Source organism: uncultured Maribacter sp. (assembly GCF_947500985.1).
In the GTDB taxonomy this organism is placed as follows: Bacteria; Bacteroidota; Bacteroidia; order Flavobacteriales; family Flavobacteriaceae; genus Maribacter.
This window is the reverse complement of record NZ_CANMTX010000004.1, coordinates 444,035-458,536: the sequence shown is the minus strand read 5'-3', so window position 1 is coordinate 458,536 and position 14,502 is coordinate 444,035. Positions and strand designations below refer to the sequence as shown.

The following is a 14,502-nucleotide window of genomic DNA, read 5'->3' as shown; positions in this document are numbered from 1 at the left end:
AGTATTCGTTTATTTACTTGGCAATATTGTTCCGGTTACTTGACCAAAACCCACTCTCTTTCCGTCTTTTTCTGCAAAACCTCGCATAGCTACGGTATCATTATCTTCTATAAAAGTACGTTTGCTACCATCTTTTAATTCAAATGGTTTTTTACCGCCCCAAGAGATTTCTAACAATGATCCATATGAACTTTCGTCTTTGCCCGATATCGTTCCAGATGCCATTACATCACCTACATTAATATTACATCCGTTAACGGTATGGTGCGCCAATTGCTGCATCATATTCCAATACATGAATTTGAAATTAGATTTGCTAATGGTGGTTTCTTCTGAAGTTGGCGAACACATTCCGACCTCTAATTGAATATCATAATTTCTTTCTCCCTCGTACGCTAAATACGACAGGACTTCTGGTTTCTGTTCAGGACCTTGAACTTTGAATGGTTCTAAGGCTTCTAAAGTTACAATCCATGGTGACATGGATGATGCAAAGCTTTTACCCAAAAACGGACCTAAAGGCACATACTCCCATTTCTGAATATCGCGGGCAGACCAGTCATTGAACAGCACTAATCCGAAAATATGTTCATCAGCATCTTTTGTAGAAACGCGTTCACCTAACTCGGTACTTTTACCTACAACAAAACCCATTTCCAATTCAAAATCCAAATTACCTGAAGCTTTAAAAACCGGCACTTCCATATCATTGGTTTTCACTTGCCCCATTGGTCTGTGAATATTTGTACCACTTACCACAATTGATGATGCACGACCATGATATCCTACCGGAATATGCCTCCAATTTGGCAACAAAGCGTTTTCTGGATCACGAAACATTTTACCCACATTGGTAGCATGCTCTATACTTGAATAGAAATCGGTATAATCACCCACATGAACTGGCAAATGCATTTTTGCATCTTGCTGCGACACAAAAACTTCTGGATGATTTTTTAACGAAGAATTCTCAGAAATCAATAATTCCTGAATATCTAACCGAACTTTATTCGTTATTTTCTTTCCTAGGGAAATGAATTCATTTAAAGTTTTTTGTCTAAAATATGATGCATCAACAGTAATTAAACCTAACTCTGAAATTGCCGCTAAATCAATTATCTGCTCCCCAATAGCCATGCCTGCTTTTGGGGCATCACCATTAACAGAGAAGATTCCAAAAGGAAGGTTGTAAATTGAAAAATCTGAATTATTGGGTACAGTGACCCATGTTTTTAGTGTTGTCAAGTGCTTACTTATTTCTGTTATAACCAAGATTGATAATAATCTCCATCATCTAATTTCATTGCATTTTCCGTAACCATTAAAGGTTTAAAAGTATCTATCATTACAGCTAGTTCTTCAGACCCTTTTTGCCCTATACTACGCTCAGCCGCACCTGGGTGTGGACCATGAGGTATACCTGCGGGATGCACCGATATATTACCTGGCTGCACTCCATTTCTACTCATAAAATCCCCATCTACATAATACAGCATCTCATCAGAATCTATATTAGAGTGATTGTATGGTGCCGGTATAGACAACGGGTGATAATCATACAACCTTGGCACAAAAGAACAAATTACAAAGGTATTTGTCTCAAATGTCTGGTGCACTGGTGGCGGCTGGTGAATTCTACCGGTAATGGGTTCAAAATTGTGAATGGAGAATCCGTACGGAAAGTTATATCCATCCCAACCTACAACATCAAAAGGATGCCCTATGTAGACCATTTCATGCATGACCCCTTGTTTCTTCACTTTAATCAAGTGCTCATCGGTATCTGTAAACGTTTCTAAATTCTCTGGTAATTTATAATCGCGCTCACAAAAAGGAGAATGCTCCAATAATTGACCAAACCAATTACGGTATCTTTTAGGAGTATAAATAGGAGAATACGATTCTGCAAACAAAATACGATTGTCTTCACCATCAAAATCTATCTGATAAATAGTACCTCTAGGGATAATTAAATAGTCTCCGTATTCAAAGGGAATCTGCCCAAAAATAGTTCGTAACGTACCTGTACCTTTATGAATGAACAACATTTCATCAGCATCAGTATTCTTATAAAAATAATCTCGTAACGATTTTCGTGGCGCTGCTACTCCAATAATAATATCACTGTTCACCAACAAAGGTTCACGAGCCTCTAAAAAATCATCTTTTGCAGGAGCATTAAAACTGACCAACTTCAACGATCGTATATTTTTCTCTAAAGCAATTTTCGGAGAAACATCGGTACTCTTCAATATCTCTTTGACCATTGTTGGTCGGTTGTGATGATATAGTAAAGAAGACATACCGTCAAAACCAATGGTACCGAACAATTGCTCTGAGTACAATTCGCCATCCGGTTTTCTAAATTGCGTATGCCTTTTAGGTGGCCACGCTCCCTGTTTATGATATATAGGCATATACGTTCGTTTTACTCGATAATCGAGATTAAATACCTCAAGACTTACCTTGAAATATCAAAATTACTTAGTAATAAATACCTCGAGTACTAGCGTCGAGGTATTTATGAATACTTCCTTTAAAAATAATCTATTTTAAGATTCTCAAGAAATTTGTTGAACCTATAAAGTTCCTCTTAATTCTTGCTCACGCTCAATAGCTTCAAATAAAGCTTTAAAGTTTCCTTTTCCGAAAGAAGTTGCTCCTTTACGCTGAATAATTTCAAAGAACATTGTTGGTCTTGCTTGTACGGTTTTCGTGAAAATCTGTAATAAATACCCTTCATCATCACGATCTACCAAAATACCTAGTTTTCTAAGTGACTCTATATCTTCATCAATTTCACCAACTCTTTCCGTCAATACATCATAATACGTAGTTGGTATGTTTAAAAACTCTACCCCTCTACTTTTAAGATCTGAAACTGTCTTTACAATATCATCTGTTGCAACAGCAATATGCTGAACACCTTCGCCTTCGTAAAATTCCAAATACTCATCTACTTGAGATTTTTTCTTACCTGGCGCAGGTTCGTTAATTGGGAATTTAATACGACCGTTACCATTACTCATCACCTTACTCATCAATGCCGTAAAATCTGTAGAGATATCTTTATCATCAAAAGACATAATTTGCTTAAAGCCCATTACATTAGCATAGAAATCTACCCAATAGTTCATTTTACCTTCATGCACATTACCTACCATATGATCCACAAATTTTAAACCTGTAGAAGTTGGTTGGTAATCGCATTCCCATTTTTGATATCCTGGTAAAAATGTTCCGTTGTAATCTTTACGCTCTACAAAAATATGTACGACCTCACCGTAAGAATAGATACCAGAGGTAACGACTTTACCGTCTTCATCCTTTTCTGTTTTAGGCTCCATATAACTTTTGGCACCTCTTTTCATTGCCTCTTCATAAGCGTACGTAGCATCATCTACCCATAGCGCAGTAACTTTTACTCCGTCACCATGCTTGTCAATATGTCTACCTACATCAGTTCCACTTTTTAGAGGAGATGTCAATACCAACCTTATTTTGTCTTGTTCTAATACGTAAGACTCATATTCTCTGCTACCTGTTTCTAGACCTTTATACGCTAAAGATTTAAAGCCGAATGCAGTTTTGTAATAATGTGCCGCTTGCTTAGAATTACTTACATATAACTCTAAATAATCTGTACCGTTAATAGGCATAAAATCTTGAGCTTCTTTGTGATCGTTTTGTACTACTGTTGCTGTTGACATATTGTTGAGTTTATTCTTGTTTCGTTTTTGTTGCTTATGCAACATATATATTAAAAAAATTAAGCCGTTGTTGTTTGGGTTTTCATGAGTACTTCTAAAGCTGCCAAGAGTGCTTTATTAGCCTCTCTTACCCCGAATGAAATTCTCACTTTTCCTGGAGCTCCAAAATTACCTACAGGTCTCACCATAATACCACGTTGCTCTAAAAAGGAAGTAAACTCCACATCATTAATTGGCGGGTCTATTAGCACAAAATTACCTTGTGCAGGCCAATATTTAATCTGTAAAGCATCAAGTCCGTTCAAAACAAACCTTCTTTCTTCCTTTACCAATGCTACCGTTTTATTTACAAAATCTACATCTTCTAATGCTGCAATAGCACCTTCTAAAGCTAAAGAAGACAGTAAAAATGGCTTACAGATTCTTCGCATATAATTACTGATCTCTAATGGAGCATAGCAATACCCTACGCGTAAACCAGCTAAACCATAAGTTTTTGAAAAACTATTTATGGCAATTACATTTTTACCTTCTACAACAAACGGCAAACCAGATGTGTAATCTTCTGCTTCTGCAAAATGTCTGTACACCTCATCCAATACCAGAATAACATGCTCAGGTAATTTCTCTATAAAGCTTCGCAACTCCGTCATAGGAATGTAATTTCCTGACGGATTATTAGGCGATGCTAGAAATACCAACTTCGTTTTCTCTGTAATTGCGGCTATGATACCTTCTAGATTATAGTCATAATTCTCGGTCATAGGTACATTGATAGCCTTTGCCCCCATCCATCTGGTAAATGCTGTATACGGAAGAAAACATGGCTGACTCACAATTACCTCATCGTCTTCATTCAAAAATGCTTTCGAAATCATATCAATAATTTCAGAACCACTATTTGCTGTAATGAAATTGTCGGCAACTAAAGCACCATCAAAATCCTTTACCAATGCTTCTCGCAATCTGATATCTGTATTATCTGGATAGAAACTTAAATCGTCTAATGTTTTACCTAATGCTTCTTTCACTTTTGGGGAATACCCTAGCGGATTCTCATTAGACGAAAGCTTGTGTACCGTAACACCATCAGGCATAACAATTTTCTTTCCACCACCTTTATAGGTGCTATCTTCTAATATATATTTCTTGAAACCTAGTTGCATATTTCTACTTCTTTTGACCAATTTATCCGTAGTAAATATACACTTTTTTTTAATTATTGTTGCATTAACAACAATATTAACGATAAACTCTGTTACTTTTGGAGGAATAACATTTGGATTATGGACAGGACGGAAGGCTTCGGCGTATATATTGATCGTACATTAAAAAAAGTACAGAGTACCTTTCTACAGGTTTTTGCAGAGAATAATATTGATTTGACCATTGAGCAATGGGTCATATTACAACGTGTACAGTTAGAAGGTAAAGATGCCTCACAGGCAGATATTGCCAAATCTAATTTTAGAAATAGGGCTACAACCTCTCGAGTTATTAGCGGATTATGTAAAAAAGGCTTCTTACGAAAGTCTAGATTTAGAGATGATCAAAAAAGATACAAGCTTGTAATAACAGACGAAGGTTCTGCACTCATTAAACAAGTAATGCCGTTTATTACCGATTTAAGAAAAGTTAGTACACTGGGTATCACTGAAGAAGAGTTTGAAATATTCTATAAAGTTCTTGATCAGCTATGGGAAAATTTTGACCAGTATGAAGGTCGTTCATAACCGTAAATAGGTAGATAAAAGAAATAATTAAATTTTTATTGATTTTGGTTTTACCAGTCTATAAAAATCACTAAGTTTGCACCCACATTTGAAAAAATGGTGTCGGTCGCATAGCTCAGCTGGATAGAGCATCTGCCTTCTAAGCAGACGGTCGGAGGTTCGAATCCTCCTGCGATCACTCAAAAGCCCCTTTTAGGGGCTTTTTTGTTATAAACACTTTCCTCACTCACTATTTAATTACTTATTTGAGAAGTCTTTTTCATATTTTGACATTTTTATTATTTTTACCCATTAAGACCAATTTCATTTTAGATGTATACATTGACTTATGAATCTGTTGCTACCAATAAGATTAAGGGCGCAGAAATGGAAGAATTACTTGAAAAGGCACGTGCAAATAATCAACGTGATGCTATTACAGGTTGTTTGATCTATTATAAAGGTCGTTTTGTTCAACTGCTAGAAGGCAACAAAGTAAGAATAGAAGAACTTTACAGCAAGATTAAAATGGATCCTCGCCATAAAAATGTCACTCTTTTCTCTGATGATGAAATAAGCAAGCGAACATTCCCAAATTGGGGAATGGCCTACTACCCCATTGATGAGAACAATACTAACAAATACGAATACGAGCAATTCAAGAGAAATCTAATTTTAATGGCAGATCTAATTGAACCTACCAATGTTACTTCAAAACACTTTTGGAAGAAGATTAAATCGATGGTAGTAGAACCGCCTATGTAGCTTACAAAACATGTTACACATTTTTACATAAAATAGTAATATGTGCTCATATGTCAGCGTTATATTTTAGGTATTGAGCTATTTTTTAAACGAATCGCATTAGAGAGTAGACTCCTTAAGTTTTACCTTGCTTTTAGATTTTGATTAAAATTTTAAATCAAATTCTTTGTGAACAAACATTTTTTAGCGTTTTAAATTATTAATTGCCATGAGCAAAAATTTACTAAATGTCTTCCTAGCTGACGATGATAGTGATGACAGAACTTTCTTTTCTGATGCACTAAGAGAGATTCCTATACAGACTAAAATTTCTGAATTTAATAATGGTGTAGACCTAATGGCAGGTTTACTATCAAATACTGATGAGAAACCAGATGTTATATTCTTAGATTTAAAAATGCCTATGATGGACGGATTTGAGTGTCTTGCAGATATTCGTGACCTAGAGAAATATGCAGATACGCCCGTAATTATCTATTCTACATCTTATCACCCTAAAGAGATTACACGTTTAAATGAAATGGGTGCTTCTTTATATTTACAAAAACCTTCTTCATACAACCAGTTAAAAACACTTTTACACAAATGTCTACGCTATGTAAATGATTCTGAAAGAAACGAAAAAGAGTTCGTTATTTCTATTTAACCTAGTTATTATATACTCTCCATACTGTCATTTTAAATCTTCAATCTTACTTAGTTTTTAGCTAAAAGTATTTTCCTGTTTAAATTTTTCAATCCTTAAAAAAGTATTTCCCTAAAATAATAAAGCAAAAAAGCCAGCTCTATTGAGCTGGCTTCATTTTTTTCATATATGTTTTTCTATGCTGAAATAGATACGTTTCTAATGTTCATTAAATACGCTTTTGGCGTACACTTAAATTTATTTCTAAAGATTTTAGAAAAGTAGCTTCTACTTGTAAACCCTATAGAATAAACAATCTCTGAAATGTTCATGTCAGATGTTTGTATTAATTCTTCAGCTAGTATCAATCGTTCATTTCTAATGAAATTGGTTACCGTTGTACCTTCCATCACTTTAAATCCTTCTTGTAATTTTGTTGGCGAAAGACCGTATTCTTTACTTAAATCGGTTACTGTATAAGGAAATTCTGGTTTTCTCTTAATAGCATTTACTGCTTCTTCAATTCTTAAAAGCTCTTTCTTTGTTAGCATAGTCGAAACTTGACCGCTATTCTCAATATCTTGCTTACAATGTAAAATCTCTAATGCCAACGTAAAGTTTACAATACCTTCTATAAGCAGTTTTCTTACCAAACCTACTTGGGTAATTGACCTAATCTGTAATAATTGTTCTTTTATTTTAAGATTGAATGTACCTATGTGTGCACTACCATCTTCATTTAAAAACGAAGCAAACAATTGCTCATATAATTCATTATTGTTAACATTCTTACTTAATGACTCTCCATCTTGCGTTACCTTAATAATAGACAAGTTAGACTTTGTCGCCTCTCTAAGTTTAATATTAATAGTCTCGTTAGAACCACCTATCACTACTGTTTGCAAAGCTTCAACTTTACTTGTTTCTTTTCCTTTAGAAAATCTAAAACTACCTTCTAAACAATAAATGAAGTATAAACTACGATTCTCATCCAACTTTAAATCGAAATTGAAATCATCGTTCAAATCCAAATCATATTCGGTATAAGAAATTCCTGATCCTAATGAAACGGTCTGTATTCTACCTGTACCTTTATCATTATCGTATTGAAGAATACGATCTCCTTGAAAACTAGAGATACTTCCTCCTAAAATATTATTGAAATGACTTAACTGATTATGAACTATTTGCATGATATATTATTTAGATGGTTATTATTTAATGAAGCCTCTTGTGCGTTAAAGTTTTCGGAAAAACCAGGAGTACTACTCTGTACATTTAAAGTCTGGTCATAAGAATCTTTTCGTCTTACATTACCTACTCTAGCATATTGAAGATTATTCATAAAGGCTTACATTTCTTGTTGATACAAAGATGCGGCCAATGCAATGTAAATCTGTTACAACATTTTTAGAAGCTGTTACACAATTTTAAGAAGGGTATATTTTACAGTGGTAAAACCTATAATAAGGTTGGAAGATAAACGGTGAACTCAGCACCTTTGTTCAACTCGCCTTTTGCCGTGATGGTACCGTTATGCGATTGAACAATTTTTTTACAGATAGATAAGCCCAAACCAGTACCTGAAAATTCTGTCTTACCATGAAGTCTTTGAAATATTTCAAAAATTTTCTCTTGATACTTTTTTTCGAATCCTATACCGTTATCAATAAATTGAAGCTTCACATAATTTATGTTTGGTAATAAACTTTCTACCAAACTTTTATCCCCACTAACGATATTACCTATAATTTTAATATTGGGCTGTACTCCTTCATTTACATATTTGAGTGAATTACCAATGAGGTTCGCAAACAACTGTTCTAACTGAAATTGAATACCATTTACTACCGGCAAACTCACAGACGCTACCTCGGCCTCTAAATCATTAATACGTTCACCTAAATCTTCTAAAACATTATTTAAAACATCATTAAGGTCTACGCGCCTTGGTTGCTCGCCCACCTCATCTATTTTAGAATAAGATAGTAGATTATTAATAAGATTACGCATTCTATCTGACGAGTACTTTATCTTAGACAAGTAGCCTTGGGATCGATTACTTAACCGCCCCTCTTCTTCTTCATCTAATCGACTGACGAACATTTGAATTTTACGTAATGGCTCTTGCAGATCATGACTGGCCACACGGTTAAAGGCTTCTAAATCGGCATTGGTTCTTTTTAATTCTGTATTCTTAATCTGCAGCACCGACTCTGCTTCTATTTGCTTGGTAACATCTCTAATAACACCTACCATATACCAATTACCTTCTTTCTGGTAACATTCGCCAATAGTGTTCATATACCTCAACTCTTTAGATTTTATATACACACGAAAAACCAAGTCAGTTTTAGATTTATTTTTTCTAGCCGCTTTAAAACTAGATTTTACCTTTTCAAAATCATTAGGGTGTAAAAATGTAAGTAAGCGATCATACTTATCATCGAACTCATTAGGGTCATAGCCAAACAACCTGTATACATTGTCTGAGTATTTTATTTGCTCCTTAGCTAAATTCCAACGAAAACTACCAATATTGGCTACATGCTCAGCCTCTGAAAGTAATCTGTTCTGTATAAACAATTGTGTTTCATACGCCTTCTCTTGCGTTACATCTTTAGAGAATAGTATTAGGCCACCGTTCATTTTTATTGCCCTGGTGGCCAACCAAACAGGCTCTTTATCAAAAATAAATTCTTTAGTATATTCTTTATTCTCACCAGACAAATACCCATCTGCTAGAATCTCTAAAACTCCGTTCTCCGCGTTCTTAGGATAATATTCGAGTATGGTCTGCCCTTCAATGAACGTAGATTCTTCATTTGCAATTTCACCCATTCGATTATTTATATAATCGATACGAAAGTCTTCAACATCTCCTTTCTTATTAAAAATCGGTTTTAAGTAACAAATAATACTATCATTACTATCTAAAACTCGTATTCCAAAAAGATTAGAAATCTCAAGCTCTCTCCTTCTAGATTCTTGGATACCTAATGGGGTTTTAGATTCTTTATCTGTAATAAACTTAGGTTTAATTAAAGTCAATGTAAACGACAAACCCTTTTCAAAAGTGTAAATTCTGACATTATAGCTTAATAAGCTATCTTCTTCTTTTACTATAATATTGAAATTTTCTTCAACGCCGGTTTCCAATACCTTATTCGCGAAAATTAAAATTTCATCATAATTTATAAGTTCTCCTAAAGAATGATTTTCAACATTCTCAAATGAAAAGAATTTTTGCGCGCTTTTATTCGCATACTTGACCAAATATTCTTTTACCTGTAAAGATTTAAGCGCCGATGGCTCAGCATATAGTACAGCAGTGTTGGCATCGTCAACTATTTTTTTAAAAAAATCATCTGCTACAGTATTCATCATTTGTACTAACTTTTACTCTTCTGTTAAGATATTGCGAAATAAGTGTTTATAATACAGTTCGATTAGTGCTAAAACAAAAAAAGTTGTTCCGAATGAAACAACTTTCTTACTGCAATTTTATTTGAGACCTTATATTTTCAATAAAAAATTCTCTTTCTTAAAATCATTTAAATGATATGCCCAGTTCATTTTAACCACTTGTTTTAATGATTTTTTAAGTTCATTAAAACTAGAGGGCTTTTTAATGTAAATGTTGGCTCCTTTTTCAAACGTTTCTTCAATATCTCTTTCGGCAGATGAGGTAGAATAAATGGCGACCAATAAATCTTTTAAATGAGGGGTCCGTCTTATTGCTTCCAAACATTCAAAACCGTTCATTATCGGCATATTCAAATCTAGAAACACCAAATCGGGAGTATTATCTGTATCGGTCAATAAATATTCTATACAGCTTTTTCCGTTCTCTAATTGATGTAAATCGGTATTCAATTCGATTCCTTCCAATGCATCGGCAAAAAACTGTCTGTCGTCTTCGTCATCGTCAACGAGTAGTATTCTTAATTTATCCATTTTCACTTTTCATGTATTGAAAGAAGAACCATTCTTCTCACTTTTTTCTAAACTTCAAATACTGAGTAATGGTTAACCCAGTAACTTTTTTGAACTGATTTGATAAATGAGGAACACTACTAAAATTCAAGTCATATGCAATTTCACTTAAACTTGTATTTTCCAATAGTACCAACTCCTTTACTTTTTCAATGCGCACTAATATATAAAAATTCTCTATTGAGGTGAACGTTTTACTAGAAAATAGATTTGACAGATATGGATAACTAAAACCCAACTTATCGGAAAGCGATTCTGACATTTTTACATTTCTAATATCACCCTCATAAACCATTTTCTTTATGTAGATTTTTATCTCTTCTACAACATCTCGATTCTCTTTTGTTTGAATCTTTATACCAAAACCTTCAAGCTCAATCTGAATAGATTTAAGCTTCTCATCACTTAAATCTTCAGGTAACTTAATGGTGCCATCTTGCAATATTTCAAAATCAACTTCTGCAGAAAACATTGTTCTTCGAAACACTTCATTAACCATTTTTTCAGGGCTATATATGAAACTATATTCCATTTAATAAATACAATTAATTCTCCGCATAAAAGTTTGTAAAATTATTATTTTAGAAAAATATTATATAACAAAATACAATAAATTATTAGCACTTTTGAAACTCAACTTAAAAAACATTTTAATTATAAGTTTTAAACTACAAAAAATTCATCTACAGTAATAACAACAGTTAGACGATTAAGAATTTGTAAAAATCAACGCTCCATAAGCCGGAATATTTATTTTCCCCGTCCAAGTTTTAGCGTCGGTACTTTCTTTTACTACTTCAACACTCTCTACAGGCAATTCTGAGAAATCTTCATCGTAAATTTTACTACTAGCATTGACCTTTAGCCAAAATGGTTCATCTTCATTTAAACCTATACCATAATTTTCATACTCTTGATTGCTAAAATTCAAAACTACAAGTACGAGTTCTTTTAAATCATTAACATCGAAACGTCTATATGCCGGAATTTCTGTTTCGTGATTACTATGCAAAATCTCTATATGTTGACTTCTTAGCCCTTTAGCACCTTCAATTTCTCCTGTTCTTAACTTAATAATATCTCTAATCAAGTTTTCTATACCCTTGTGCTTTTCTTCTTTTTCCCAATCTAAGCCTTCGGTATCTTGAAAATATTCGTCTTCAATAAACTATTGACCTTGAAACAGCATTGGTATACCCGGCGCTGTAAGTGTTAATACCATACCTAATATGGCTCTTTACTTGGCTAAATCACTTTCTGCATCACCTGGTTGAATTTCTTCTGGAACCCTCGCTTTACCATTGCTATTGGTGACCTCAAAAGCATACGGATCGTTTCTCGACAAAAGTTCCCCCTCATATTTTTATATTCATCGTCTTCTGATGCCTTATCTGTAATTACAGACCAATACCCATTTTCTTCTATTTCAAGTGAAATATCTTTTTTAGTCCAGTTATTAAAGCTACCGCCAACGAAGACTTTCACTGCATTCGGTGCCCATACTCTAAAGGTTACAGCACCATCATTTATGACAGCGCCCATACCTGCCGATTTTGTTATTGTAGTATTCATGAGTTAAAAATCGAATCGAATTCTCCCATATAATATCTTAAAAAGAATATGCTTTAACTCAAAAAAAATTTATTTTAAATAATTAGGAAATATTGGAATTTAACTAGCTATTGAAATGGAATACAATGACATAGAAATTTATCCTAATCAATAACAATGAATAGATTTCTAGAACTTCGGATAAAAAAATGGGTTGTATTTATTGCTTTTTAGGAAGTACAATTGTAAAAACAGATCCATTATTTAATTCACCTGTAGCACTGATAATCCCAGCGTGATTTTGTACAATTTTCTTTACAATAGCCAAACCTATACCTGTACCCACATATTCTTGTTTGGAGTGTAATCGTTGAAATACTTCGAATATTTTTTCTGAGAACTGCTCATCGAAACCGATACCATTATCGGTAATCGTAATTTGAACATATTCTTTATCATTTAATAGATTTTCATCTATGGTATTCGCATTGGTAATTATTTCAATTTCTATAGTGACCACCAGTGGAACGTCGCTTTTTGAATATTTAATGGAGTTAGATAGCAGATTGTACATTAATTGGCGAAATTGAAATTTCACCATTTCAATCTTAACTGAATTTACGATAGTTATGGTACCATTCTTTTTATTAAGCTCTTCACCTAAATCCTTTTTAACATCTTCTACAAGATTTTTTAAATCGACCGTCTCAAAAATCCTTTGCTCTGTATCAGTACGTGAGTACGATAACAAATCGTTTATGAGCGATTGCATTCTATTTGCTGCAGATTGTATTTTTTCGAATTTAGTCTTTCCAGAAGTGGAAAGTTTGTCAAATTCGTTTTCCATCAGTACCTCTGAAAACATTTGAATTTTACGTAAAGGCTCTTGTAAATCGTGACTAGAAATATAGGCAAAAGACTGAAGCTCTTTATTCATTGCCTCTAGCTTTAAATTACTATCGGCCAACTGTCTCGTACGATTATCTACCTCTTCTTTTAATTGATCTGCAAATGATTTTTGCTTGTCAATATTCATACCGGTGCCGATAAATCCTATCATTTTACCTTCTTCAAACTTTGGAACGCCCAAAACTTTAAACCACTCGTACTTATCAGTACTATGATTTTTAACCCTATACTCTAATGTAAAACCAGTTTGATCTTCTAATGCTTTGCCGAAGCCTGAATACACCACGTCTAAATCATCAGGATGAACCACATCGACCCAAACTTGACCTTTAAATTCAGATTCGTTTTCTACGCCTACATAATCTAATAATGCCTTATTCGAATATTCTATATTTATTTCATTATCGGTGATCCAAATCCAAACTGGAGATAGGTCTGCCAACTCTCTAAATCTTCGCTCACTCTCTCGTAACCTTCTCTCTGCTAAAACAGCCTCGGTAGTATCTGTTACAATTACTAGAACGCCAGATACGTTTCCAGATTCATCTTTAACAGGACTATAACTAAATGTCCAGTAGACATCTTCCATTCTACCGTTCCTATAAATAGGAATCATTAAATTTTCTCTCCAAATAGACTCTCCTTTTTTAGTTACTACACTAAGCATCGGAAAAATATCTTTCCATATCTCTGCCCAAGCTTCTTCCCCGTTTAAACCTAAAATTTTGGGGTGTTTGCCGTCTACACCTAAAATTGGTCTATAGGCATCGTTATAAAATCCTTTTAGGGTATCTCCCCAAAACAAAAACATTGGAAAAGGTGTATTTAAAATAATATTAATCGTAGTTCGTAAACTTTGCGGCCACTCTTCTGGTGGACCTAAAGGGGTCATTGACCAATCTTTTTCGCGCATTAACTTACCCATCTCGCCACCATCATCAAGAAAATGAAACTCCTTATTCATACGATTAAAATTGAACTACATACTAAAGTTTATGCTTACACTATTGCGTGTATAGGTGTATAAAAATACATCTTTAAGACAATACAATTAAGTAAAATACTTTCAGATTTGATTTACAAATAACTCTATTCGCAATTTAAATTGTGGTGAATTGAGCATTTGAGATACTTTTTTTCGCATTAGAGCAACTTTGCGCTATTTCGTAAGTAACTACACCTCTTACAGCCTTCAATATTTTTAATTTAAATATGGCGCATTGCTCCACTATTA

At 33.9% G+C, this 14,502-nt stretch carries 15 protein-coding genes and 1 tRNA gene; 4 read left to right on the top strand and 12 right to left on the bottom strand.

The window, feature by feature from the left end; translation table 11 throughout:
* Positions 1 to 9: 9 nt before the first annotated feature.
* From fahA to Q0871_RS11310, 4 genes are all read right to left on the bottom strand, one after another.
* Entirely contained in the window at positions 10 to 1,245 is a 1,236-nt protein-coding gene (gene fahA, locus Q0871_RS11325) for a fumarylacetoacetase (RefSeq protein ID WP_299322809.1), read from the bottom strand.
* A gap of 17 nt (positions 1,246 to 1,262) precedes the next feature.
* Entirely contained in the window at positions 1,263 to 2,417 is a 1,155-nt protein-coding gene (locus Q0871_RS11320; protein ID WP_299322804.1) for a homogentisate 1,2-dioxygenase, read from the bottom strand.
* 162 nt (positions 2,418 to 2,579) lie between these two features.
* Positions 2,580 to 3,710, bottom strand: a complete 1,131-nt coding sequence (hppD, locus tag Q0871_RS11315; RefSeq protein ID WP_299322799.1) for a 4-hydroxyphenylpyruvate dioxygenase — start codon at positions 3,708 to 3,710, stop codon at positions 2,580 to 2,582.
* Positions 3,711 to 3,769: 59 nt separating this feature from the next.
* Positions 3,770 to 4,876, bottom strand: coding sequence for a histidinol-phosphate transaminase (locus Q0871_RS11310; protein ID WP_299322795.1), 1,107 nt, complete (start codon positions 4,874 to 4,876; stop codon positions 3,770 to 3,772).
* Positions 4,877 to 4,996: 120 nt separating this feature from the next.
* Between Q0871_RS11310 and Q0871_RS11305 the strand changes: the two genes are divergently transcribed.
* The 4 genes from Q0871_RS11305 to Q0871_RS11290 all read left to right on the top strand — a co-directional run bounded on the left by Q0871_RS11305 (position 4,997) and on the right by Q0871_RS11290 (position 6,833).
* Positions 4,997 to 5,443 carry a MarR family winged helix-turn-helix transcriptional regulator gene (locus Q0871_RS11305; RefSeq protein WP_299322790.1) on the top strand — a complete coding sequence of 149 codons (447 nt, stop codon included), beginning with the start codon at positions 4,997 to 4,999 and terminating at the stop codon, positions 5,441 to 5,443.
* A 104-nt stretch (positions 5,444 to 5,547) separates the two neighbouring features.
* Positions 5,548 to 5,621: transfer RNA gene (locus Q0871_RS11300), tRNA-Arg, on the top strand.
* Between the two features lie 134 nt (positions 5,622 to 5,755).
* The gene (locus Q0871_RS11295) at positions 5,756 to 6,187 is read left to right on the top strand and encodes a BLUF domain-containing protein (protein ID WP_299322786.1); all 432 of its coding nucleotides are present in this window, start codon (positions 5,756 to 5,758) and stop codon (positions 6,185 to 6,187) included.
* 208 nt (positions 6,188 to 6,395) lie between these two features.
* Positions 6,396 to 6,833 (top strand): response regulator, encoded by a 438-nt coding sequence (locus Q0871_RS11290; RefSeq protein WP_299322785.1) that lies wholly within the window; start codon positions 6,396 to 6,398, stop codon positions 6,831 to 6,833.
* Between the two features lie 176 nt (positions 6,834 to 7,009).
* On the opposite strand, the gene Q0871_RS11285 is transcribed toward Q0871_RS11290, so the two are convergent.
* From Q0871_RS11285 to Q0871_RS11250, 8 genes are all read right to left on the bottom strand, one after another.
* A complete protein-coding gene (locus tag Q0871_RS11285) occupies positions 7,010 to 8,005 on the bottom strand; it encodes a helix-turn-helix transcriptional regulator (RefSeq protein WP_299322781.1) in 996 nt (331 codons plus the stop codon).
* Positions 7,996 to 8,157 carry a hypothetical protein gene (locus Q0871_RS11280; RefSeq protein WP_299322777.1) on the bottom strand — a complete coding sequence of 54 codons (162 nt, stop codon included), beginning with the start codon at positions 8,155 to 8,157 and terminating at the stop codon, positions 7,996 to 7,998. Before Q0871_RS11280 ends, Q0871_RS11285 begins: the two co-directional genes overlap by 10 nt.
* A gap of 116 nt (positions 8,158 to 8,273) precedes the next feature.
* On the bottom strand, positions 8,274 to 10,199 hold the full coding sequence (locus tag Q0871_RS11275; protein WP_299322773.1) for an ATP-binding protein: 1,926 nt from the start codon (positions 10,197 to 10,199) through the stop codon (positions 8,274 to 8,276).
* Positions 10,200 to 10,328: 129 nt separating this feature from the next.
* Positions 10,329 to 10,769 carry a response regulator gene (locus Q0871_RS11270; protein WP_367275142.1) on the bottom strand — a complete coding sequence of 147 codons (441 nt, stop codon included), beginning with the start codon at positions 10,767 to 10,769 and terminating at the stop codon, positions 10,329 to 10,331.
* A gap of 37 nt (positions 10,770 to 10,806) precedes the next feature.
* Positions 10,807 to 11,340 (bottom strand): AraC family transcriptional regulator, encoded by a 534-nt coding sequence (locus Q0871_RS11265; RefSeq protein WP_299322765.1) that lies wholly within the window; start codon positions 11,338 to 11,340, stop codon positions 10,807 to 10,809.
* A gap of 177 nt (positions 11,341 to 11,517) precedes the next feature.
* Positions 11,518 to 11,898: an alpha amylase C-terminal domain-containing protein gene (locus Q0871_RS11260; RefSeq protein ID WP_299322762.1), complete on the bottom strand. Its 381-nt coding sequence runs from the start codon at positions 11,896 to 11,898 to the stop codon at positions 11,518 to 11,520.
* Between the two features lie 155 nt (positions 11,899 to 12,053).
* On the bottom strand, positions 12,054 to 12,380 hold the full coding sequence (locus Q0871_RS11255; RefSeq protein ID WP_299322757.1) for a hypothetical protein: 327 nt from the start codon (positions 12,378 to 12,380) through the stop codon (positions 12,054 to 12,056).
* A gap of 199 nt (positions 12,381 to 12,579) precedes the next feature.
* Complete coding sequence (locus Q0871_RS11250; RefSeq protein ID WP_299322752.1) at positions 12,580 to 14,232, bottom strand: ATP-binding protein; 1,653 nt, start codon at positions 14,230 to 14,232, stop codon at positions 12,580 to 12,582.
* Positions 14,233 to 14,502: the final 270 nt, after the last annotated feature.

Excerpts from the sequence above, each read along its gene's own strand:
- Q0871_RS11320 (WP_299322804.1), bottom strand. The coding sequence starts at position 2,417 with ATGCCTATATATCATAAACAGGGAGCGTGGCCACCTAAAAGGCATACG.
- hppD (WP_299322799.1), bottom strand. The coding sequence starts at position 3,710 with ATGTCAACAGCAACAGTAGTACAAAACGATCACAAAGAAGCTCAAGAT.
- Q0871_RS11310 (WP_299322795.1), bottom strand. The coding sequence starts at position 4,876 with ATGCAACTAGGTTTCAAGAAATATATATTAGAAGATAGCACCTATAAA.
- Q0871_RS11305 (WP_299322790.1), top strand. The coding sequence starts at position 4,997 with ATGGACAGGACGGAAGGCTTCGGCGTATATATTGATCGTACATTAAAA.
- Q0871_RS11295 (WP_299322786.1), top strand. The coding sequence starts at position 5,756 with ATGTATACATTGACTTATGAATCTGTTGCTACCAATAAGATTAAGGGC.
- Q0871_RS11290 (WP_299322785.1), top strand. The coding sequence starts at position 6,396 with ATGAGCAAAAATTTACTAAATGTCTTCCTAGCTGACGATGATAGTGAT.
- Q0871_RS11285 (WP_299322781.1), bottom strand. The coding sequence starts at position 8,005 with ATGCAAATAGTTCATAATCAGTTAAGTCATTTCAATAATATTTTAGGA.
- Q0871_RS11280 (WP_299322777.1), bottom strand. The coding sequence starts at position 8,157 with ATGAATAATCTTCAATATGCTAGAGTAGGTAATGTAAGACGAAAAGAT.
- Q0871_RS11275 (WP_299322773.1), bottom strand. The coding sequence starts at position 10,199 with ATGATGAATACTGTAGCAGATGATTTTTTTAAAAAAATAGTTGACGAT.
- Q0871_RS11270 (WP_367275142.1), bottom strand. The coding sequence starts at position 10,769 with ATGGATAAATTAAGAATACTACTCGTTGACGATGACGAAGACGACAGA.
- Q0871_RS11265 (WP_299322765.1), bottom strand. The coding sequence starts at position 11,340 with ATGGAATATAGTTTCATATATAGCCCTGAAAAAATGGTTAATGAAGTG.
- Q0871_RS11255 (WP_299322757.1), bottom strand. The coding sequence starts at position 12,380 with ATGAATACTACAATAACAAAATCGGCAGGTATGGGCGCTGTCATAAAT.
- Q0871_RS11250 (WP_299322752.1), bottom strand. The coding sequence starts at position 14,232 with ATGAATAAGGAGTTTCATTTTCTTGATGATGGTGGCGAGATGGGTAAG.